18 protein-coding genes and 1 pseudogene are annotated in these 22,041 nt (G+C 71.2%); 9 read left to right on the top strand and 10 right to left on the bottom strand.

Annotation, left to right across the window (positions count from 1 at the left end; translation table 11 throughout):
• Positions 1 to 41: 41 nt before the first annotated feature.
• The 5 genes from ABZV77_RS29460 to ABZV77_RS29440 form a co-directional block, all read right to left on the bottom strand.
• Positions 42 to 377, bottom strand: a complete 336-nt coding sequence (locus tag ABZV77_RS29460; RefSeq protein ID WP_356263080.1) for a hypothetical protein — start codon at positions 375 to 377, stop codon at positions 42 to 44.
• A complete protein-coding gene (locus tag ABZV77_RS29455; protein ID WP_356263078.1) occupies positions 367 to 2,298 on the bottom strand; it encodes a pre-toxin TG domain-containing protein in 1,932 nt (643 codons plus the stop codon). Before ABZV77_RS29455 ends, ABZV77_RS29460 begins: the two co-directional genes overlap by 11 nt.
• Positions 2,299 to 2,444: 146 nt before the next feature.
• On the bottom strand, positions 2,445 to 4,046 hold the full coding sequence (locus ABZV77_RS29450) for a cation acetate symporter (protein WP_356263076.1): 1,602 nt from the start codon (positions 4,044 to 4,046) through the stop codon (positions 2,445 to 2,447).
• Complete coding sequence (locus ABZV77_RS29445; RefSeq protein ID WP_356263074.1) at positions 4,043 to 4,534, bottom strand: DUF485 domain-containing protein; 492 nt, start codon at positions 4,532 to 4,534, stop codon at positions 4,043 to 4,045. Before ABZV77_RS29445 ends, ABZV77_RS29450 begins: the two co-directional genes overlap by 4 nt.
• Before the next feature lie 110 nt (positions 4,535 to 4,644).
• Entirely contained in the window at positions 4,645 to 6,189 is a 1,545-nt protein-coding gene (locus ABZV77_RS29440) for an MFS transporter (protein ID WP_356263071.1), read from the bottom strand.
• Positions 6,190 to 6,576: 387 nt separating this feature from the next.
• Here ABZV77_RS29440 and ABZV77_RS29435 point away from each other — a divergent pair, with 387 nt between their 5' ends.
• Together ABZV77_RS29435 and ABZV77_RS29430 are read left to right on the top strand one after the other, a co-directional pair.
• Positions 6,577 to 7,365, top strand: coding sequence for an ABC transporter ATP-binding protein (locus ABZV77_RS29435; protein ID WP_356263068.1), 789 nt, complete (start codon positions 6,577 to 6,579; stop codon positions 7,363 to 7,365).
• Positions 7,362 to 9,950, top strand: a complete 2,589-nt coding sequence (locus ABZV77_RS29430; protein WP_356263065.1) for an FtsX-like permease family protein — start codon at positions 7,362 to 7,364, stop codon at positions 9,948 to 9,950. Before ABZV77_RS29435 ends, ABZV77_RS29430 begins: the two co-directional genes overlap by 4 nt.
• Positions 9,951 to 10,038: 88 nt before the next feature.
• Here the strand turns inward: ABZV77_RS29430 and ABZV77_RS29425 are convergent, their stop codons facing one another.
• The 3 genes from ABZV77_RS29425 to ABZV77_RS29415 form a co-directional block, all read right to left on the bottom strand.
• Positions 10,039 to 11,493, bottom strand: coding sequence for a DUF2079 domain-containing protein (locus tag ABZV77_RS29425; RefSeq protein WP_356263062.1), 1,455 nt, complete (start codon positions 11,491 to 11,493; stop codon positions 10,039 to 10,041).
• Positions 11,494 to 11,597: 104 nt separating this feature from the next.
• Entirely contained in the window at positions 11,598 to 11,972 is a 375-nt protein-coding gene (locus ABZV77_RS29420) for a hypothetical protein (protein ID WP_356263059.1), read from the bottom strand.
• Entirely contained in the window at positions 11,965 to 12,468 is a 504-nt protein-coding gene (locus ABZV77_RS29415; RefSeq protein WP_356263056.1) for a SigE family RNA polymerase sigma factor, read from the bottom strand. Before ABZV77_RS29415 ends, ABZV77_RS29420 begins: the two co-directional genes overlap by 8 nt.
• A gap of 317 nt (positions 12,469 to 12,785) precedes the next feature.
• Between ABZV77_RS29415 and mfd the strand changes: the two genes are divergently transcribed.
• The 3 genes from mfd to ABZV77_RS29400 all read left to right on the top strand — a co-directional run bounded on the left by mfd (position 12,786) and on the right by ABZV77_RS29400 (position 18,024).
• Entirely contained in the window at positions 12,786 to 16,325 is a 3,540-nt protein-coding gene (mfd, locus tag ABZV77_RS29410; RefSeq protein WP_356263053.1) for a transcription-repair coupling factor, read from the top strand.
• A 321-nt stretch (positions 16,326 to 16,646) separates the two neighbouring features.
• Positions 16,647 to 17,498 carry a helix-turn-helix domain-containing protein gene (locus ABZV77_RS29405; protein ID WP_356263050.1) on the top strand — a complete coding sequence of 284 codons (852 nt, stop codon included), beginning with the start codon at positions 16,647 to 16,649 and terminating at the stop codon, positions 17,496 to 17,498.
• 49 nt (positions 17,499 to 17,547) lie between these two features.
• Positions 17,548 to 18,024, top strand: coding sequence for a Uma2 family endonuclease (locus tag ABZV77_RS29400; protein WP_356263048.1), 477 nt, complete (start codon positions 17,548 to 17,550; stop codon positions 18,022 to 18,024).
• Positions 18,025 to 18,045: 21 nt separating this feature from the next.
• Here ABZV77_RS29400 and ABZV77_RS29395 read toward each other — a convergent pair whose 3' ends face one another.
• Both ABZV77_RS29395 and ABZV77_RS29390 read right to left on the bottom strand, forming a co-directional pair.
• Positions 18,046 to 18,471, bottom strand: coding sequence for a nuclear transport factor 2 family protein (locus ABZV77_RS29395; protein WP_356263045.1), 426 nt, complete (start codon positions 18,469 to 18,471; stop codon positions 18,046 to 18,048).
• Between the two features lie 94 nt (positions 18,472 to 18,565).
• Positions 18,566 to 18,988 (bottom strand): hypothetical protein, encoded by a 423-nt coding sequence (locus tag ABZV77_RS29390; protein ID WP_356263042.1) that lies wholly within the window; start codon positions 18,986 to 18,988, stop codon positions 18,566 to 18,568.
• Between the two features lie 130 nt (positions 18,989 to 19,118).
• Between ABZV77_RS29390 and ABZV77_RS29385 the strand changes: the two genes are divergently transcribed.
• From ABZV77_RS29385 to ABZV77_RS29370, 4 genes and pseudogenes are all read left to right on the top strand, one after another.
• Positions 19,119 to 19,823, top strand: coding sequence for an MOSC N-terminal beta barrel domain-containing protein (locus ABZV77_RS29385; protein ID WP_356263040.1), 705 nt, complete (start codon positions 19,119 to 19,121; stop codon positions 19,821 to 19,823).
• A 29-nt stretch (positions 19,824 to 19,852) separates the two neighbouring features.
• Positions 19,853 to 20,596 (top strand): HNH endonuclease family protein, encoded by a 744-nt coding sequence (locus ABZV77_RS29380; protein ID WP_356263037.1) that lies wholly within the window; start codon positions 19,853 to 19,855, stop codon positions 20,594 to 20,596.
• 136 nt (positions 20,597 to 20,732) lie between these two features.
• Positions 20,733 to 21,482: a GNAT family N-acetyltransferase gene (locus ABZV77_RS29375; RefSeq protein ID WP_356263035.1), complete on the top strand. Its 750-nt coding sequence runs from the start codon at positions 20,733 to 20,735 to the stop codon at positions 21,480 to 21,482.
• Between the two features lie 4 nt (positions 21,483 to 21,486).
• Positions 21,487 to 22,014, top strand: a pseudogene (locus ABZV77_RS29370) (SAM-dependent methyltransferase); the annotation flags it as partial.
• Positions 22,015 to 22,041 lie beyond the last annotated feature (27 nt).

Genomic DNA, 22,041 nt, shown 5'->3' with positions numbered 1-22,041 from the left:
GCGGGCGGGGGAGTGTGGGGCAGGGACCCGCCGGGCAGGCCCTAGTCCTCCAGTTGGGGCAGGACGCCCTCGGGTCCGCCCTCGTCCACGATCGCGCGGAACGCCGTCATCATCGCGGCGACCCCGCCCGTCGGGACCACGACCAGGTCCTGGCACTGGAAGAACGCGCCGCCCGCGGCCTCGCCCGTCCGCTGCCAGCGGTCCATGACGGCGGCGATCTCGCGGAGCGTCATGAAGGTGGCGCTCCACCGCGTGCCGTCGGGCAGCCGGAGTTCGGCGTCGACGTTCTCGACGTCCTCGGCGCGGTCGTCCGCGCCCAGCATGAACAGCGCCGTGAACCGGTCGTCCTCGACCAGCAGTTGCGGGTCACTTTCCATAGAGCTGCTTCAGCCTCGCAATCACCTTGGACTCGTTGCCCTTGTCGGACTTGCCGACGATCTCGATGCCGCCTTCCACGTTCCGGAAGAACAGGCGTCCGCCGTTCCGGCCGCGGGCGTACGTGATGTCGGTGCCCGTCAGCGCCTTGCTGCCGAGACCCGGATTCATGTTTCCACGGGACAGCTGCTCGAAGAGGCCGTCGAGGTCGCGCTGGACCGTCTGGTTCTTGCCCGCCTGCTGCGCGGCCTTCGACAGCTGGGAGTCCTTGCCGATGGCCGACGTCATGAGCTTGCACGGGGTCGCGTTGTGCACGAGGACGGGGGTGTCGCCCGCGAGCACGTAGTACGTGTGCGTGCCCGCCACGGTGAGGTTGCGGACCTCGGGCGTCGCAGTGGTCCAGGAGGTGACCGCGTCGACCTTGGCGGGCGCGCCCGCGTCGGTCCGCAGCGTCATCCCGGGCGCGAGGTCGGCCGCGTTGGTCCACTGGTCCAGGTCACTGGTCCAGAAGGGGTGCAGGTCGGTCGCGGTGATCGAGGCGGTGCGGTCGCCGCTCTCGCCGTCGGTGGTCACGCCGACCTTGACGAGGTTCTTCTCGCCGCTGCCGACGATGAGGTCGGTGACGGGCTGACCCTCGGTGCGGCCGGTGCCCGGGTCGGTGGCCAGGACCCGGTCGCCCTCGACGACCTGCTCGATGGGGCGGGCGGATCCGTCGGCCATGAGCACCCGGGTGCCGGGCAGGAAGCTGTTGCTCGCGCAGGTGGCGGCGGCGCCCCCGCCCTTGCGGGCCTTGCGGACGTCGTCGGCGGTCAGGGCCTTCGCGCCCACCTTCGCGCCGACCTTGAGCCAGCGCAGGACGGCGAGCGAACCGGCCGCCCGCTCCGAACCGCTGAGCTGCTGCCCGGTGGCGAGGTCCTTGCCGGTCAGCGCCTCCACGATGCCCTTGCCGTCGCCGATGCCCGGCATCAGGTCGAGGAAGAGGGACATGCGGCGCTGCTGGGTGGCCTCGTCCAGGCCGGAGGAGCCGGAGCCCCAGGAGTCGCCGATGCGGGAGAAGTCGAAGTCGATGTCGGGGAGTTCGCTGAGCCGCTCGGCGCCCTTCTTGATGCCGGGGACGTTCTTGTTCGCGGTCTTCATGCCGCGGTTGGCCTGGGCGATGCCGTCGTTCATCTCCTTCATGCCCTTGTTGGCCTTGGAGATCCCCTTGTTGGCCTTGGCGAGGCCCTTGTTGACCTCGTCCACGCCCTCGTTCATCGTCTTGAGGCCGCGGTCCATCTGGGCGAAGCCCTTGTTCATCTGGTCGAACGCCGCGTTGAGCTCCCTGAGCTCCTTGCCCCAGTCCGTGGTGTCCTTGATGGGCTTGACGTCCCTCGACGGCGGGAAGCCGTAGTCGCCGACGACGACGGTGAGGATGCTGAGGGCGTAGAGCGAATCGCTCGTCGTGCCCATCATTTCGTCGGCCTTGGCGACGTTCTTCGCGAGGTTCTTCAGGTGCGGCCCCGCGGCCTTGGCGGTCTTGACCGCCTGGGTCAGGATCTTCTCCTGCTCCTTCGGGTCGGACGTCGACGAGGGGTCCTTGAGCTCGGCGAGCTTCAGCTTGCCCAGCGCGTTCAGCTCCGTGTCGAGCGTCTTGAACCGGGCGCCGTGGTCCTTCATGATCGACTGTGTTCCGTAGAGGAACAGGGCGGTGCCGACGCCCGCGATGAGCGCCTTGCGGCTGAACTCCCGCAGGCAGGACGCCTTTTCGACGAGGCCCAGATCGTCGCAGTGCGCGTAGTGCGAGACCCGCTCGGCGATCTCCAGGAGGCTCGCGGGCTTCTTCTCGGCGGCGGCCGCCGTGCTGCCCGCCGCGACGGCCGACGTGAACGAGAGGGAGAGGGCGGTCACCGTCGTGACCAGCCGGGTGGTGGTTCTGTGGTGCATGCGTTCCTAAGTCATGGGGGCACTACGCCCATGACGATGTGACCCCCCGGAGCTGCCTTTCTGACGGGTACCCGCCAGAAATGGTTACCAGCGAGTACGATAACACCGCGTCATCCTGGAATGTCTGACTTTCCCTCATCAAATCCTCACTTCCCCCGCCGTGCCGCCCCCGCCAGGATCCAGCCCTCCACGGCCTCGTACTGCCTGCGGTGCTCCGCCGCCTCCGTGCGGCCGGTGAAGCGGGTGCCGAGCCAGCCGAGGAGGAAGCCGAGCGGGATCGAGACGATGCCCGTCGTCGTGAACGGGAACCAGTTGAAGTCGTGGTTCGGGAAGGCGGCGCCGGGGCCGCCGGAGACCAGGTTCGTGCCCGTCATCAGGACCAGCGAGCCGAGCGTGCCGCCGAGCAGCGTGCAGAGCAGGCCCGTCCGTGTGTAGCGCCGCCAGAAGAGGCTGTAGACCAGGGCGGGGGTCAGGGCCGACGCGCCCAGGCAGAAGGAGAGGGTGGCCAGGGGCTGGAGGTTGTGGTCCTTGACCAGGACGGCGAGGAGGATCGCGGGAACCCCTATGGCCAGCGCGGAGGCGCGGGCCAGCGTCATCTCGCGGCGGGGCGACGGGGTGCGGCGGCCCTGTGCGAAGACGTCGTGGGCCAGCGAGTTGGCGCAGGCGAGGATCATGCCCGCGACGGAGGCGAGCAGCGTCAGGAACAGCGCCGTGGTGACCGTCGTGAAGATCAGGGTCTCGGCGGTCGAGGTGTCGGCGCCGAACGCCGCGCGGGAGCCGAGGAGGTAGGCGGTGTTGCCCTGCGGGTCGTCCTTCGCGATCGTCACACGGCCGAGCAGCGCGGTCGCGCCGAAGCCGACGACGGTGATGACGAGGACGAACAGGGCGACCGACGAGACCGCCCAGGACATGGAGCGCCGTATGTCGCGGGCGCTGCGGGCCGTGTACATCCGCATGGTGACGTGCGGGAGCGCGGCGCCGCCGAGGACCACGGTCAGCTCCGAACTGATCATGTCCAGACGGGGGTTGGGGCTGTTCGCGAACTGCAGCCCGGAGCGGAGGAAGGCCGGTCCCGCGCCGCTGCGGTTCTCGGCGGCGGCCAGCAGGGCGCCCGGGTTCCAGTCGAAGCGCTGCAGTATCAGGACGGCGACCACCGCGCCGGAGCCGAGCAGCATCACGATCTTCAGGATCTGGATGAGGGCGGTGCCCTTCATGCCGCCGATCGCCGCGTAGCTGATCATCAGGAAGCCGAGCGCGACGATGCAGGCGGTCTTCAGGCCGTCACTGGAGAAGCCGAGGATGAAGGCCAGCAGATCGCCCGCGCCCGCCAGTTGGACCAGCATCAGCGGGAGCAGGGCGGCGATGGTGGCCGTGCACGCGGCGATGCGGACGGCGCGGCCCGGCATGCGGCGCGCCATGACGTCGCCCATGGTGAACCGGCCCGCGTTGCGCAGGGGTTCGGCCAGCAGGAACATCAGGAGCGTCAGGGAGAGCGCCGTGCTCAGGGCGAGGACCACGCCGTCGTACCCGAGCAGGGCGATCACGCCCCCGGTGCCGAGGACGGTGGCCGCCGAGATGTAGTCGCCCGCGATGGCCAGGCCGTTGCGCATCGGGGAGAGCCCGCCGAAGCCGGTGTAGAACTCGTCGAGGTCGTCCCTGTCGGGTCCGGTCATGACGCACAGCAGCAGGGTGAGGGTGACCACGACGGTGAAGGCCACCAGGGACATGGTCTGCGCTTCCTCGGTCATGGGCGGCCCCCGCCGTCCCGCGCGGCGGCCGCCCCGGTCTGCCTGCGCAGCAGTTCGGAGAGCGGGTCGAGGCGGCGCCGGGCCGTGCGCTCGAACAGCACGAGGGCGAGGCAGGTGACGGGGAGCTGGCACAGGCCGAGGAGCAGCCCCGTGGTCAGGCCGCCGGAGACGGTGCCGGTCATGAAGGACGGCGCGAGGGCGGACAGGACGAGGAAGAGCGTGAAGTAGCCGAGCGTGGTGAAGGTGGCGACCCGGCGCTGGATCCGGTAGGCGCCGCGCAGTCTGCGCAGGTCGCTGTGGCGGCCCGGTGCGGGGTGGCGGGGGAGGCGGGGCGCGGGTGGCGGGGGCGCGGGCGGCGGCTGCCAGGGGTAGGTGAGGTGCGGCTGCGGCTGCCAGGAGGGGTGTTGCCGTGGTGACGGGGTCTGCGGCTGCTGCTGTGGGGGGTACGGCTCGTGCGGGACGGGGGCGTCGTACGGAGGGTGGGTCATCCCGGTTCTCCTTGCGCGGCTTCCGGCCCGGTGTGCGGGCCGCAGGGAGCGAGGGGAGCCGAGACGTTACTCGTAAGTAGTGGTGGCGTGCGGGGTTTTCTGTGAACAAGTCAGTCGGTCTGTTGTGTGGGTGACAACTGGTCCTGTTGTGCGGCCAGTTGTTTCTCCTGGAGGACCGGGAAGCGCCGGGGTGCCAGGAAGAGCAGGACGGTGAGGGCGAGGAGAGCGGCGCAGCCCGCGCCTATGTACACCGTGTCGACGGCGGAGTCGACGGCCCGCCGCAGCGGCTCGGGGTCGGCCACGGACCCCGGGTCGTCCAGGATGCGCGCCACCGAGTCGAGGGACCCGGCCCCGTCGAGCCGCGCGCTCAGCACTCCGTTGGCGACCGCGCCGAACAGGGCGGCGCCGAGCGTCTGGCCGATCTGGCGGCAGAACAGGACGGAGCCGGTGGCCGTGCCGCGCTCGGCCCAGCCGACGCTGGACTGGACGCCGACGATCAGTGGCAGCTGGAAGAGGCCGAGGGCCGCGCCGAGCAGCAGCATGAGCAGCGCGGGCTGCCAGGCGGTGCCGGGGTAGGGCAGGAAAGGGAAGGCGAAGAGGATCAGCGCGGCCGCGGAGATGCCGGTGATCGCGGTGTTGCGGAAGCCGATCCTGCGGTACACGTGCTGGCTCAGGGCCGCGGAGACCGGCCAGCTGAGCGTCATCACGGAGAGCACGAACCCGGCCGCGACCGGGGCGAGTCCGAGCACGGACTGGGCGTAGGTGGGCAGGAAGACGGTGGGCGCCACCATCAGGAGGCCGAGCGCGCCCAGGGCGAGGTTCACGGCGGCGATGGTGCGCCGCCGCCAGACCCAGCCCGGGATGATCGGCTCCGCGGCCCTGCGCTCGACGATGACGACGACGCCGATGAGCCCGAGCCCGGCGCCGAACAGCGCGAACGACGGCGCCGACACCCAGTCCCAGGCGACCCCGCCCTGCACGAGCGCGGTCAGGAGGGTGCCGCCGCAGGCGAAGACGGCGAGCGCGCCCGGCCAGTCGATGCGGCCGCGCGGGACGGCCTCGCGCCGCGGTTCGTGGAGGTGGCGCACGATCAGCCAGAGGGCGACCGCCCCGATGGGCAGGTTGATCAGGAAGATCCAGCGCCAGTCCGCGTACGAGGTGATGGCACCGCCGAGCGTGGGCCCCGCGACCGCCGATGTGGCCCACACGGTCGACAACTTGGCCTGGATCTTGGGGCGTTCCTTGAGCGGGTAGAGGTCCGCGGCGAGGGTCTGCACGGTGCCCTGGATGGCACCGCCGCCGAGGCCCTGGACGACGCGGAAGGCGATCAGCGACTCCATGTTCCAGGCGAGGGCGCAGAGCCCGGACCCCAGCAGGAACAGCACACAGCCCGCGATCAGGACGGGCTTGCGGCCGAAGGTGTCGGAGAGCTTGCCGTAGACGGGCAGGGTGACGGTGGCCGCGAGGAGATAGCCGGAGAAGAGCCAGGAGAAGATCGAGAAGCCGCCGAGCGCGCCCACGATCTGCGGGACGGCGGTCGACACGATGGTGGAGTCGACGGCGGCCAGCGCCATGGCGAGCATGAGCGCGGCGACGACCGCGCCCCTGCCGCGTATCGCGTCCTGGGTGCCCACGGAACTTCCTTCCCCCTGCATCCGGTTGCTGCCGGGTCACCTTCTCACCCGGTGGAGGCCGTGGGCAGGGTGGACGGCGGGGTGGAGGCAACCCTGAGTCGGACTCCACCGGCGGGTGGAGATCCCCTAGGGGTACCTCCGTACAACGGACTGGGGAGCGTTCGTCCCACTGGAGGATGAGCCGGGCCGCGGCGGTCCTTAGATTTGCTTTACGAGCCGGGCACGGGGCCGGTTCGTGAAACCCACCCCGCCGGACGGGAGAACCACACCGGCGAGGGTGGGGTTTTCCCCCGGAAAAGACTGCGCTGAGCACCAGCGCGCGGGGGCCAGTCCTGACACCAGACTGAAGCGCGAGAGCGCGCAGCGTATCCACCCGGCTCGCAGCAGGACCGACATAGGAGATTTACCGTGACAACGGCTGTAACCACACCCAGGCACGGGGGCACTGGAGGGCGTACGGCCGTGGCGGCACGAGCGCGCCAGGTCGTGAAGGCGTACGGCTCCGGGGAGACCCGCGTCGTCGCGCTCGACCACATCGACGTGGACATCGCCCGCGGGCAGTTCACCGCGATCATGGGTCCCTCGGGCTCCGGCAAGTCCACCCTGATGCACTGCCTCGCGGGCCTCGACACGGTCAGCAGCGGCCAGATCTACCTGGACGAGACCGAGATCACCGGCCTCAAGGACAAGAAGCTCACACGGCTGCGCCGGGACCGGGTCGGCTTTATCTTCCAGGCGTTCAACCTGCTCCCGACCCTGAACGCGATAGAGAACATCACGCTCCCGATGGACATCGCGGGCCGCAAGCCCGACCGGGCCTGGCTCGACCAGGTGGTGGAGACCGTAGGCCTCGCCGGGCGCCTCAAGCACCGCCCGACCGAGCTCTCCGGCGGCCAGCAGCAGCGCGTCGCCGTGGCCCGTGCGCTCGCGTCCCGCCCCGAGATCATCTTCGGCGACGAGCCGACCGGAAACCTCGACTCCCGGGCCGGAGCAGAGGTGTTGGGCTTCCTGCGCCGCTCGGTGACCGACCTCGGCCAGACCATCGTGATGGTCACGCACGACCCGGTCGCCGCCTCCTACGCGGACCGCGTCCTGTACCTCGCCGACGGCCGGATCGTCGACGAGATGCACCACCCGACCGCCGACCAGGTCCTCGACCGCATGAAGTCGTTCGACGCGCGGGGGCGCACGTCATGACCGTCCTCAAGACCTCGATGCGCAACTTCTTCGCGCACAAGGGCCGCATGGCCCTCTCGGCCGTGGCCGTGATCCTGTCGGTGGCGTTCGTCTGCGGGACGCTCGTCTTCTCCGACACCATGAGCACCACCTTCGACAAGCTCTTCGCGGCGACCTCCGCCGACGTCACCGTCACCCCCAAGTCCGCCGAGGACGCGGGAGACACCCCGCGCAGCGGCAAGCCCGAGTCGATGCCCGCCTCCGTCGTGCAGCAGGCGAAGCAGGCCAAGGGCGTCAAGGCCGCCGAGGGCGCGGTCAGCAGCCAGAGCGTGACCGTCGTCAACGCGAAGAACAAGAACATGGGCCCCAGCAGCGGCGGCCCGACCATCGCGGGCAACTGGACGCACAACGACCTGCGTTCGATGGACATCACCTCCGGCCACGCCCCGCGCGGCCCCACCGAGGTGATGATCGACGCCGACACCGCGGACAAGCACGACCTCAAGCTCGGGGACGAGCTGCGCACCATCGCCGCCACCGGCGACCTCACCGCGAAGATCTCCGGCATCGCCACCTTCAAGGTGACCAACCCCGGCGCCGCGATCTTCTACTTCGACACCGCGACCGCCCAGCGCCAACTGCTCGGCACCACCGGTCGGTTCACGAACGTCAACCTCACCGCTGACACGGGCGTCAGCGACACCCAGCTGAAGAAGAACGTCGCCGGGGTCTTCGACGCCAAGGCGGCCACGTACGACATCAAGACCCAGAAGGAGACCGCGGACGACAACCGCGAGTCCGTCGGCAGCTTCCTCGACGTCATGAAGTACGCGATGCTCGGCTTCGCCGGGATCGCCTTCCTCGTCGGCATCTTCCTGATCATCAACACCTTCTCGATGCTGGTGGCCCAGCGCACCCGCGAGATCGGCCTGATGCGCGCCATCGGCTCCAGCCGCAAGCAGGTCAACCGCTCCGTCCTCGTCGAGGCGCTGCTGCTCGGCGTGTTCGGCTCCATCCTCGGCGTCGGCGCGGGCGTCGGACTCGCCGTCGGCCTGATGAAGCTCATGTCCGGCATGGGCATGGAACTCTCCACCGGCGACCTCACCGTCAACTGGACGACGCCCGTGATCGGCATGGTCCTCGGCATCGTCGTCACCGTCCTCGCCGCCTACCTCCCCGCACGACGGGCCGGCAAGGTCTCGCCGATGGCCGCACTGCGCGACGCGGGCACCCCCGCCGACGGCAGGGCGAGCGCGCTGCGCGCCGTCATCGGACTCGTCCTCACCGGTGCGGGCGGCGCCGCACTGTGGGCCGCCTCGCAGGCCGACAAGGCCAAGGACGGCTCGCTCCTCCTGGGCGGCGGAGTCGTCCTCTCCCTCATCGGCTTCGTCGTCATCGGCCCCGTGCTCGCCTCCGGCGTGGTCCGCGTCATCAGCGCGGTCCTGCTGCGGATGTTCGGCCCGGTCGGGCGGATGGCCGAGCGCAACGCGCTGCGCAACCCGCGCCGCACCGGCGCCACGGGCGCGGCCCTGATGATCGGCCTCGCGCTGGTCGCCTGCCTCTCCGTCGTCGGCTCCTCGATGGTCGCGTCGGCCACCGACGAGCTCGACAAGTCGGTCGGCGCGGACTTCATCGTCCAGCCCACGCAGCCCGGCATCGCCATCACGGAGAAGGCCGCGCAGGCCCTCGGCAAGGCCGACCACATCTCCCACATCACGCGCTACAAGCAGATCAACGCGGACATGACCACGCCCGACGGCAAGACCGTGGACGGCGTCGGCCTGAGCGCCGCCGACCCCACCTACGCCACGGACCTGCGCCGCGAGACCATCGCGGGCAAGCTGTCCGCCGCGTACGGCAAGAACGCCATGTCGGTCGGCGACGAGTTCGCCAAGAAGCACGGCCTGAAGGTCGGCGACGAGCTGAAGGTCGCCTTCGAGCACGGCAGGACCGCGAAGCTGAAGCTGGCCGCGATCACCTCGGACGACACCTCCGTCGACCAGGAGGCGATGTACCTCAACATCACGACGATGGAGAAGTACGTCCCCGCGGACCGCATCCCGCAGAACGACATGATGTTCGCCTCGGCCGACAAGGGCCAGGAGGAGGCCGCGTACGCCTCCCTGAAGCACTCCATGGACAAGTACCCGCAGTACAAGGTGATGGACCAGACGGACTTCAAGCAGACCTTGAAGGATCAGGTCGGCCAGCTCCTGAACATGGTCTACGGCCTGCTCGGCCTCGCGATCATCGTCGCGATCCTGGGCGTCGTGAACACCCTGGCCCTCTCGGTGGTGGAGCGCACCCGCGAGATCGGCCTGATGCGGGCGATCGGCCTCTCGCGCCGCCAGCTGCGCCGCATGATCCGCATGGAGTCGGTGGTCATCGCCCTCTTCGGCGCCCTGCTCGGCCTCGGCCTGGGCATGGGCTGGGGAGCGACCGCCCAGAAGCTCCTGGCGCTTGAGGGCCTGAAGGTCCTTGAGATCCCGTGGCCGACGATCATCGCGGTCTTCATCGGGTCGGCGTTCGTGGGCCTCTTCGCGGCGCTGGTCCCGGCCTTCCGGGCGGGCCGGATGAACGTCCTCAACGCCATCGCCACCGAATAGCCACACCGACGGGGGAACGGGGGAACGGGGGAGCAGGCCCCGGCAGGCACGCACCACGTGCCTGCCGGGGCCCGCCGCTGTCCCGGCGTCAGTCCCTGCGCAGCAGCACGTATCCGAAGGCGGTGTCCTCGGCGACGTAACGGGCGCCGGGGTGCAGGCCGTTGGCGTACGCGACCGGGTCCTTCGTCCAGCCCGACCGGACGTCGAGAGCGAAGTAGTCGGGGACGACCGGGCGGGCCGAGCCCGTCCAGAAGACGCGGGCGCGGGAGGTCAGCCTGGTGATGGGTCCGATGTTCGCCTCGACGGTGGCGTCGTCCGGGATCCGGTCGAGCATCTTCTCCACGGCGACGACCTGCTGGCTCTTGCGGTACGTCGCCGCCTCGGTGAGGGTCCCCAGCGGCAGGGACGGCGTGAGGGCGAGCGCGGCGACGGCGGCGCAGGCGGGCACCCGGTCCGCGTACGTGCGCAGCCACGGCTTCTCGCTGCGGCGGGCGGTGTCGACGGCGTCGACGAGGGCGAGCAGGACGACCGGCATCAGGACGGCGCTGTAGTGCCAGTCCGTGCCCCAGTAGTGGTCGTCGGCGGAGAGGAAGCGCCAGCCGAGGGTGGGCAGCGCGATCAGGAGCAGCGGCGAGCGCAGGGCGAGGAGCCCGGTGGTGGGCAGGAGCAGCCAGACGAGGGTGCGCAGCTTGGTGCCGGTCCCGTCGAAGGCCCCGGCGGTGGGGCCCGCCTCGCCGACCTTGTCCCAGTAGTCGTACGAGCCGACCGAGTTGAAGGCGGGTATGACCATCGTGAGCGTGACGAGGGTGGCGATCGCGCCGAACGCGGCGACGCCGAGCGCGTAGGGCAGCACCTTCGGGTCCGAGCGGCGGCACCGGATCGCCACGACCACGGCGAGGGCCGCGAGGGTCACCCCCAGGTCCTCCTTGACGAGGACGAGCGGCAGCGCCCAGAGCAGCGAGGCCCGCCACCGCTGCCGCAGCAGCGCCTCCAGGGAGAAGGCGATCAGCGGCAGGGCGAAGCAGATCTCGTGGAAGTCGAAGTCGACGGCGCGCTGGATCCCCCACGACAGCCCGTACGCGACACCGACGGCGAGCCCCGACATCCGTCCCAGGAGCCGGGTCGCGGCCCGGGTGACGGGCACCACGGACACGGCGACGAGCAGCGCCTGCGCGATGAGCAGCGTGAGCGGCGAGGGGAAGACCCGGTAGGCGGGCGCGAGGAGGGCGGTGACCGGGCTGAAGTGGTCACCGAGGATGTTGGCGCCGGGCCCCTTGAGGTCGGCCACCGGCGCCTGGAGGTGCGCGTAGGAGCGCACGGCCTGCTCGAAGATCCCGAGGTCCCAGGAGAGGTTGTCCAGCCGCCGGTACCGGCAGACGGACACGACGGCGTACGCGACGAAGAGCGCGGCGGCGAGCAGGTACGGGGCGCGGTCCCAGAGCCGTCTCCACCCGCCGGTGGCGGGTGCGACGGTCCGGTCCCGCGCCGGTATGAGCTCGTCGGCACGCTCCTGGACGGGGAGGTCGGTGTTGGCTCCGGGCATGGGGTGGCTTTCTGATGGGGGCGGGGTGGGGCTCGGTCGCTGAGACGTGCGGGGGACGGGTGGCCGTTCCCGTCGGTGCGGTGCGGGGGAGGCCGAGGTGAATCTCAGCCCCCTGACGCGCTCGCCGTGGGCGGGGTGGGTGTGGTCGGTGTCGCCGACCCGGTGGGCGGCGGTGAGGTCGAGGGCGTCGCCGCCGGGGGCGACGCCGGGAGGGAGGCGGACCTCGTCGGGCTCGGCGGCGCCGCGGGGGCCACCGGGTCACCCCCTCGGCCCAGCTGCAGCGCCGCGAACGCCGCGCCGCCCGAGACCAGGCACACGGCGAGCGCCGCGCCCACCGCGTACGTCCGGCGTCTGCGGCGGGCCCCGCGGGCGGACACCTGGTGGGGCGGGGCCGGCGAGGCGAGCCCGCCGCCCGACGCGGCGGCCCGCTTCAGCGCGACGGCGAGGCCGTCGTCGGCCGGGGCCTTGGGCTCAGTCACGGTGCTCCTCCGGGGTGGGCGCGTCGTCGAGATGCGGCGCGAGCGCCGCCCTGGCACGGGAGAGATGGGACTTCACGGTCCCGGTCGCGATCCCGGTCTCCGCGGCGACCTGCTGCACGGACAGGTCGCACACGTAGTGCAGAACGGCCACCCGGCGCTGCCGCTCGGACAGCTGCCGCAGCGCGGCGACCAGCGCCACGGTCCCCGGTTCCGGCTCGGGCGCGGTGCCTGCCCGCTCCCCGTGGTGGCGCCGCCAGGCGTCCGCGGCCCGCCCGCGCCGCCGCCACCGGCTGACGGCGAGCCGCCAGGCGACGGTCCTGACCCACGCCTCGGGCCCGGCGTCCCGCTCCAGGCGGGCGCGGCGCGCCCAGGCGCGGACGAAGGCCTCCTGGACCACGTCCTGCGCCTCGTGGAGGTCCCCCGTCATCAGATACACCTGTCCGACCAGCGGTCTCACGGAGTGCGCGTAGAACGCCTCGAACTCCTCGTCGGTCAAGTGCTCTCCTGGTGCGTGCGCGCGTGTGCGGCATCTGTGGCGTGCGGTGTGTGTGGTGTTCTCGAAGGCACTACGCCTGGGACGCGCGTCCGGTTTACGCGACGGGGAAAGAATTTTCGGGCGGTGGTTTCCGGACATTGTGCGGCAGGGCGCTCGGGGCCCCCGCGGCCGGGCTCGCCCCGACCGGGCCGCGCGGATCAGCACGGAGTCGTACGCTGGAGACCCCCGGCCCGTGCGACGTGCCGGGCGGTTCGCGTTGCCCACTCACTTCCGGTTAGTTGTCCACTCACTCCGGTTATCTGGACGGAAAGCCTTCAATGAGCCTGCACGGTCTGCTCGACGTTGTCGTCAAGGACTCGGCGCTCGCCGAAGCGGCCAAGGCCGCGACCGACGGCCACCGCATGCACGTCGACCTGGTCGGCCCGCCCGCGGCCCGGCCCTTCGCGGTGGCGGCGCTGGCCCGCGAGTCCGGCCGCACCGTCCTGGCCGTGACGGCCACCGGCCGGGAGGCCGAGGACCTGGCCGCGGCGCTGCGGACGATCCTGCCGCCGGACGGCGTCGCGGAGTACCCGTCGTGGGAGACGCTGCCGCACGAGCGCCTCTCGCCCCGTTCCGACACGGTCGGCCGCCGTCTCGCCGTGCTGCGGCGCCTGGCCCACCCCCGCACGGACGACCCGGAGACCGGCCCGGTCTCGGTGGTCGTCGCGCCGGTCCGCTCCGTCCTCCAGCCGCAGGTCAAGGGCCTCGGCGACCTGGAGCCCGTGGCGCTGCGCACCGGGCAGACCACGGACCTCAACGCGATCGTGGAGGCCCTCGCGGCAGCCGCGTACTCCCGGGTGGAGCTGGTCGAGAGGCGCGGCGAGTTCGCCGTGCGCGGTGGCATCCTCGACGTCTTCCCGCCCACCGAGGAGCACCCGCTGCGCGTGGAGTTCTGGGGCGACGACGTCGAGGAGATCCGGTACTTCAAGGTCGCCGACCAGCGCTCCCTCGAGGTCGCCGAGCACGGTCTGTGGGCGCCGCCCTGCCGTGAGCTGCTGCTCACCGACGAGGTGCGCGAGAAGGCCGCCGCCCTCGCCGAGCAACACCCCGAGCTGGGCGAACTGCTCGGGAAGATCGCCGAGGGCATCGCGGTCGAGGGCATGGAGTCCCTGGCGCCGGTCCTCGTGGACGACATGGAGCTGCTCGTCGACGTGCTGCCCAAGGGCTCCATGGCGGTGGTCTGCGACCCGGAGCGGGTGCGGACGCGCGCGGCCGACCTGGTGGCGACCTCGCAGGAGTTCCTGCAGGCCAGCTGGGCGGCGACGGCGGGTGGCGGCGAGGCACCGATCGACGTGGGCGCGGCCTCCCTGTGGGGCATCGCGGACGTCCGGGACCACGCCCGCGAGCTCGACATGATGTGGTGGTCGGTGAGCCCCTTCGCCGCCGACGAGGAGCTCGACGACAACACGCTCAAGCTCGGCATGCACGCCCCGGAGACGTACCGCGGCGACACCGCGAAGGCCCTCGCGGACACCAAGGGCTGGCTGGCCGACGGCTGGCGCACCGTCTACGTCACCGAGGCCCACGGCCCCGCCGCCCGCACCGTCGAGGTCCTCGGCGGCGAGGGCATCGCGGCCCGCCTCGACGGCGACCTCGGCGAGCTCACGCCCTCGCTGGTGCACGTCTCCTGCGGCTCGATCGACTACGGCTTCGTGGACCCGGCCCTCAAGCTCGCGGTCCTCACCGAGACGGACCTCTCCGGCCAGAAGGCGGCGGGCAAGGACGGCCAGCGGATGCCCGCGCGCCGCCGCAAGACGATCGACCCGCTGACCCTGGAGGTCGGCGACTACATCGTCCACGAGGGGCACGGCGTCGGCCGCTACATCGAGATGGTGCAGCGCACCGTCCAGGGCGCCACCCGCGAGTACCTCGTCGTGGAGTACGCCCCCGCCAAGCGCGGCCAGCCCGGCGACCGCCTCTACATCCCCACGGACCAGCTGGAGCAGATCACCAAGTACGTCGGCGGCGAGGCACCGACCCTCCACCGCCTGGGCGGCGCCGACTGGACGAAGACGAAGGCGCGCGCGAAGAAGGCGGTCAAGGAGATCGCCGCCGACCTCATCAAGCTCTACTCCGCGCGGATGGCGGCGCCCGGCCACGCCTTCGCCCCCGACACCCCCTGGCAGCGCGAGCTGGAGGACGCCTTCCCCTACGCGGAGACGCCCGACCAGCTGACCACGATCGCCGAGGTCAAGGAGGACATGGAGAAGACGGTCCCGATGGACCGCCTGATCTGCGGCGACGTCGGCTACGGCAAGACGGAGATCGCGGTCCGCGCCGCGTTCAAGGCGGTCCAGGACGGCAAGCAGGTAGCGGTCCTGGTCCCCACGACCCTCCTCGTCCAGCAGCACTTCGGCACGTTCTCCGAGCGGTACTCCCAGTTCCCGGTCAGCGTGAAGGCGCTCAGCCGCTTCCAGTCCGACACGGAGTCGAAGGCGACCCTGGAGGGCCTGCGCGAGGGCTCCGTGGACATCGTCATCGGCACGCACCGCCTCTTCTCCTCCGAGACCAAGTTCAAGGACCTGGGCCTGGTCATCGTCGACGAGGAGCAGCGCTTCGGCGTCGAGCACAAGGAGCAGCTGAAGAAGCTCCGCGCCAACGTCGACGTCCTGACGATGTCGGCCACCCCCATTCCCCGTACGCTCGAAATGGCCGTGACCGGCATCCGCGAGATGTCGACGATCACGACGCCCCCCGAGGAGCGCCACCCGGTCCTGACCTTCGTCGGCCCGTACGAGGAGAAGCAGATCGGCGCGGCCGTGCGTCGCGAACTCCTCCGTGAGGGCCAGGTCTTCTACATCCACAACCGCGTGGAGTCGATCGACCGCGCGGCGGCCCGCCTGCGGGACATCGTCCCCGAGGCGCGCATCGCGACGGCCCACGGCCAGATGTCCGAACAGGCCCTGGAACAGGTCGTGGTGGACTTCTGGGAGAAGAAGTTCGACGTCCTGGTCTCGACGACGATCGTCGAATCGGGCATCGACATCTCCAACGCCAACACGCTGATCGTCGAGCGCGGCGACAACTTCGGCCTCTCCCAGCTCCACCAGCTGCGCGGCCGAGTGGGCCGAGGCCGCGAGCGGGGTTACGCGTACTTCCTCTACCCCCCGGAGAAGCCCCTCACGGAAACGGCTCACGAGCGCCTCGCCACGATCGCCCAGCACACGGAGATGGGCGCGGGCATGTACGTGGCGATGAAGGACCTGGAGATCCGCGGCGCCGGAAACCTTCTGGGCGGCGAGCAGTCGGGTCACATCGCGGGCGTCGGCTTCGACCTCTACGTCCGCATGGTCGGCGAGGCCGTGGCCGACTACCGCGCGTCCCTGGAGGGCGGTGACGGGTCTTCGGATGAGCAGCCGCCCCTGGAGGTCAAGATCGAGCTCCCGGTCGACGCCCACGTCCCGCACGACTACGCCCCCGGCGAGCGCCTGCGCCTCCAGGCCTACCGCGCCATCGCCTCCGCCAACACGGAGGAGGACATCAGGTCCGTACGCGAGGAACTCACCGACCGCTACGGCAAGTTGCCGGAGCCGGTGGAGAACCTCCTCCTGGTCGCGGGCCTGCGCATGCTGGCCCGCGCATGCGGCGTCGGCGAGATCGTCCTCCAGGGCAACAACATCCGCTTCGCCCCGGTGGACCTCCGCGAATCCCAGGAGCTGCGCCTCAAGCGGCTCTACCCCGGCACGGTCATCAAGGCGGCCGCCAACCAGGTCCTGGTCCCCCGCCCGAAAACCGCAAGGGTCGGCGGCAAGCCGCTGGTCGGGCGGGAACTGCTGGGCTGGGTCGGGGAGTTCCTTACGTCGATCCTGGGGTCGTAGGGCACGAGGCCGGTGGGGTCGACCGGGTCGCGGACGTCCGCGACCCGGTCGACCATGAACCGGTGCGCCGCGACCTGGTCTCCCACGACGTAAAAGCTTGAAAGTCTTCCGGGAAAGCCTTTGGGGAAATACCTCCCCACCAACCCACCCGTCGACGCTTTGGCGTCCGTCACTCGCGCGGGTGACATTCGCCAACTGAGCTGGATTTCCTGCCTGTTCGCGGGCATATGCTCGCCGCGACAACCGCAGACATACGACGGCCCCCGGCGGGACGGCAATCCCGGCCGAGGGCCTGACCAACTAGGAAGACCAACCTTCCTGATGGCTTTCCCGCAGCCTAGCGCGCCCTCGCGCGCCGAGTCCTTCGTACCCGCCGACACCCCCCGATCCGGTGTCGTTCACGTCAACGTCCGGCACACGACCCGCTACACGGTCGTCGGCAACCACCTCGCCCAGCACCGCGAGCTCTCCCTCCTCGCGATCGGGCTCGCCGTCCACATCCAGTCGCTGCCCGCCGGGGCCCGCATCGGCATCAAGTTCCTCGCCGCCCGCTTCCCGGAGAGCGAGCACCGCATCGCCGGGGCCCTGCGTGAGCTGGAGCGGCACGGATATCTCTCCCGGACCCGCGAGCGCTTAGCCGGTGGCGAGGTCGTCACCCGGACCGTCTCGTACAACCAGCCCGACGCCCGGGCCGACTCCCGCTCCGACCCCGTACCGGCTCCCGCGCCCGTACCGGAGAAGCCCGTACGAGCGGATCGCGAGCCTCCCTGTGAGCCCCTCCCCGAGCCGGACACCCCCGACCTCGACCGGCACCGGGCCGCCACCGATCTCCTCGTGGACCTGCGGCGCCACGACCTCCGCCTGCTCCTCGCCGAGCGGGACGTCCGCCGTCTCGCCCCCGCGGTCGCCGCCTGGCTGGAGCGCGGGGCCGCCCCCGATGCCGTACGCCGTACTCTCGCGGCCGCGCTCCCCGACGATCTGCGGCACCCGGCCGCCCTGCTGGCCCACCGGCTCACCGCCCTGCTGCCGCCGCCCCTGCCCGCGAGGCCGGTCGGTGCCGCCCTGGCCCGTCCCGATCCGCTCCAGAACTGCGAGGGGTGCGACCGGGCCTTCCGGGCCCCGACGCCCGGCCACTGCCGCGACTGCCGCCCCGACCTGCGGCGGGCCGCCTAGCATGAACGTGACGACCCTTGCCCCTGGGCACAGACGAGGAGCGCACGTCATGACCATCGCCTCAGGTGACGCCCGGCGGGCCACGTCCCATCACGTCTATCGAGCCATGCGGGACTTCGTTCAGTCGATGGACGACATCCTTCCCGGCAAATTCGAGATCACCAAGCAAGGGATCGTCCACGACATGATGGCGCCGAACCGGCCCCACGAATTCACTTCGGCCCAGATCAGCCGCCGTTTGGAGCGGGTCATGCCGGACGAGCTCCTGGCACATACGGGGGCACCCGATGTCGAGGACGAGCCGGAGAACATCATGCGGCTCCCGGACATCATCGTGATCGCCCAGGCGGACATGGAAGGCCAAGGTTCCTTCAACCCCCGAACCGGCCCCGGAGCCGTCCTCTCCGACATCCACTCCACGCCCGAGGGCCCGCGCTACGCCACCCGCAAGGACTTCATCTACGGCGAGGACGTCACCATCGCTGAGTGGGCCATCTCCACGGAGGGCCTGCCCCGTTACGAGTGAGGGGCAGGGCGTGCCCCGGGATCAGGAGGCGGTGCAAGCCGCCGCGACCGAGAGGCTGTTCTCGTAGAGGTGGTGTCGGGTGATCCGGCCGTTCTCCACCGTGAGGCGGAGGGCGAAGGGGCCCTCGAAGGACTTGCCGGTGGCGCGCACCGTGCCCGAGAGGTGGCCGAACAGGACGGCGTCGGTGCCGTCGACGAGGAAGGTGTCGAGGGAGGCGCGGGCGTCCTCGGGCACCGTGTGCGCGGCCAGTTCCCCGGACTGGGCCGCGCACTCGGCGCCCGTGGAGCGCGGGCGGATCCACGGCACGGCGGGGTTCTCGGCGAGCAGCCAGTCCACGTCGTCGGCGAAGAGCTCCACCATCCGGTCGGTGTCTCCGGAGAGCCGGGCCTTGAGGAAGTCCTGGACGACGGTGCGGGTGTCGGTGGCGGTGGTGGTGTCGGTGCTCATCGGGCTCTCCTCGGGGTTCGGATCTCGGCTCTCGGCTGATGTGGTCGATCCTGCCGGGGGAGGGGAGAGCGGTCGATTACCGCGAAGGTAATCGTCAGCGGGCGAAGAGCTGGTCGTCCTTGTCCCGGCACAGGGCGTGGGCGGCGCCCATGATGCTGGACGTCTGCTTCTTGGTGGTGCCGAGTCGGTGCGTGGACTTCGTGAACTGCTCGCCGAGTGCCGCGCCCCGGACGGTGCACAGCGCGTCGCCCTCGGCGACGAGTGCGTCGTCGTCGATGTGGTCGAGGTCCGGGTGGTGTTCGCGCAGCGTCTTCAGGAAGAGGGCCGCTGCCGGGCCCTTCAGGCCGCGTCCCTGGGGGGTGGGGGCCGCGCTCGCCGACGGTGAAGTGCTCGCGGACGGAGCGGAGGAGGCGGCGGAGGGGGCGGACGAGTCCGTGCTCGACGCGTCGCACGCCGTCGTGCCGAAGGCGGCGGCGGTGAGCAACAACAGGGCGAGGCGCGGCGGACGCTTGTGCATGAATCTCCTGATATGGAAGGAACAGGAGATATTCTCATGATCTTCCGTGTCGCGAGCCGGAGGCGGCGTCACGTCGGGGGCGCCGTACCGTGGGGGCCGCGGAAGTCCGCCCAGGGGAGGGGAGAGCGCAGTGACGTTCGAGGTCGTGGGTCTGCACCGGTTTCCGGTGAAGTCGATGCTCGGCGACGAGCACGACCGGCTGGAGTTCGACGCGAGCGGCGTCGTCGGCGACCGGCTGTGGGCCCTTCGCTACCCCGACGGCAAGCTCGCCAGCGGGAAGCACCACCAGCGCTTCCGCCGCACCCCCGGCATGCTCGAACACCGTGCGACCTACGACGATGACGGGCTGCCCGTCGTCCACGGGCCGGACGGCGCGACGCTGCGCCCCGGCGACCCGCGGATACCCGAACGCTTCGGCGAGGGCATCGAGTTGGTCCGTGCGGGCGAGGAGTCCCACAAGGACGTCTCTCCGGTCTCCCTCGTCGGCACCGCCTCGCTGCGCGCGCTCGGCGACCTGCTCGGCGACGCCGACCCCGTCGACGTACGGCGGCTGCGCAAGAACATCGTCGTGCAGACCGACGAACCGTGGATCGAGGAGAGCTGGGTCGGCCGCGAGATCGTCCTCGGCGGCGGGCACGGGACCGACCCGCTGCGGCTGCACGTCATCAAGCGTGTGAAGCGGTGCGTCATGGTCACCCAGGCCCAGCCCGGACTCCCCGTGGACAACCGCGTCCTGAAGACCCTCACCGCCGCCCGCGGCATGTGCATCGGCGTCCACACGGACATGGTGGCGCCCGCCCCGCTGGCCCTCGGCGACACGGTGGTCGTCCGATGAAGCGACGTATGGACGGACGTGACCGACACATGAACCGACACCTGAACCGACGCACCACCTCGGCGCTGCTCGCCCTCCTCGCCGTGCCCGCGCTCCTCACCGGCTGTGAGACCGGCACCAAGGACAAGGACAAGGGGGAGGGCGGCGCCGCCGGGGCCGACGCGAAGGCGGGGTCCGCGCTCGCCGCCGTCGACACGCTCACCGTCAAGGGCCGCGCGCCCAAGACCGGTTACGAGCGCGGCAGGTTCGGCACCGCGTGGGCCGACACCGACTCCAACCGCTGCCCGACCCGGGACGACATCCTCAAGCGGGACCTGAAGGACGTCAGGTACCAGGGCGGCGACTGCCGGGTGGCCTCCGGGACGCTCGCGCCCGATCCGTACACGGGCAAGGACGTGACGTTCCGGCGCGGGCGCAGCCAGGTCGACATCGACCACCTCGTGGCCCTCTCCGACGCCTGGCAGAAGGGCGCCTTCCAGTGGGAGCCCGGCAAGCGCATCGCGTTCGCCAACGACCCGCTCAACCTCCTCGCTGTCGACGCGGGCCCCAACCGCGGCAAGGGCGACGGCGACACCGCGACCTGGCTGCCGCCGAACAAGGCGTACCGCTGTACGTACGTGGCCGGGCAGGTGGCGGTGAAGAAGAAGTACGGGGTGTGGGTGACCGGCGCCGAACGGGACGCCATGAAGAAGGTGCTCACGACGTGCCCGGCCGAGAAGCTGCCGTCGGGCCCGGCTCCGACAGTCGCCCCGCCCCGCTTCCACGCGCGCTGAACCGGGATCCCAAGGGGCCCCCAGGTGGCCCCGACGGGGCCCTTCCGGGGGCGCGGGGAACTGCGTGACCAGCCCCCGCGCACCCGCGGAGAAAACCAATACCGTCACCCCCGCGGGACGCGTACCGTCCCGACCCATGGACCTCAAGATCACGACCCTGGCCGAGCGCCCGGAACTCGCGGACCCGCTCTGGCGCATGGCCGGGGACTGGCCGGAGTTCATCCTGCACGACCCGGTCGGCTGGTCGCTGATCGGACGGATCGTCAAGGATCTCCCGGAGTACGTCCTGGTGGCCACCGACGAGGATGCCGGCGGCAAGGTCGTCGCCCGCGGCTTCAGCGTGCCCTTCGCACTCCGCGCCCGCGGGGACGGCGAACTGCCCGACGGCGGCTGGGACCAGGTACTCCTGTGGGCCTTCTCGGACCTGCGGCACGGCAAGCAGGCCGACACGGTGAGCGCCATCGAGATCACCGTCGCCCCCGAGGCGCAGGGCAAGGGGATCTCCGGGCGGATGCTCGCGGCAATGCGGGACAACGCGCGGGCCCGCGGCTTCACCGAGGTCGTCGCGCCCGTGCGCCCCAACGCCAAGCACCGCGAACCGGCGGCGCAGATCGACGAGTACGCGTACCGCACGCGGGAGGACGGTCTGCCGCACGACCCGTGGCTGCGGGTGCACGTGCGGGCGGGCGGCGTCGTCGAGAAGGTCGCGCACGCCTCCATGACCGTGTCCGGCTCGACCGCGCAGTGGCGGGAGTGGACGGGGCTGCCCTTCGACGCGGAGGGGCCGGTCGAGGTGCCGGGCGCGCTGGTGCCGGTCCACTGCGAGCCCGCCCGCGGCTATGCGGTGTACGTCGAGCCGAACGTGTGGGTGCGGCACACGCTGTGACGTCCGGCCACCGCTGACGACCATCGGCGAACTGGCTTGCGCGGGCGCCCTGGCCCTGCACACCGGCACCGCCCACGAGAGCGCGGCGGGCGACACCGTGGACGACGCCCCCGTGCGCACCGCGCCCGGCGATGTCGTCGTCCCGGTGTCCGGCGGCGGCGCCGCGGCTCGCGTGATCGACGGGGCCACCGCGGGCGCCGCCCTCGGCCGCGGCCTCGTCCTGCTGCGCCCGGACCCCGCCGCGCTCGCCCCGTGGTTCCTCGCCGGGTTCCTGCGCGGCACCGCCAACCACCGCCAGGCGAGCAGCTACGCGTCGACGTCCGCCCGGCTCGACGTCCGCCGCCTCCGGCTGCCCCGGCTGCCCCGGCTGCCGCTCACCGGGCAGCTCGGGTACGGCGAACGCTTCCGCCGCCTCGCCGAGTTCGCCGAGTTCGAGGACGCCGTGCGGCACGCGGCCCTGCTCGGCGACCGGCTGGTGCGCGGCATGCACGACGGACTGACGGAGGGAACCCTTCCGCCGGGGGCCGCGTGACCAGTACGACAACGGTTCGGTACAACC

This window comes from Streptomyces sp. NPDC004732 (assembly GCF_040609235.1).
In the GTDB taxonomy this organism is placed as follows: Bacteria; Actinomycetota; Actinomycetes; order Streptomycetales; family Streptomycetaceae; genus Streptomyces.
The sequence above is the reverse complement of the archived record's forward strand: the minus strand, read 5'-3'. Positions and strand labels throughout refer to the sequence as shown.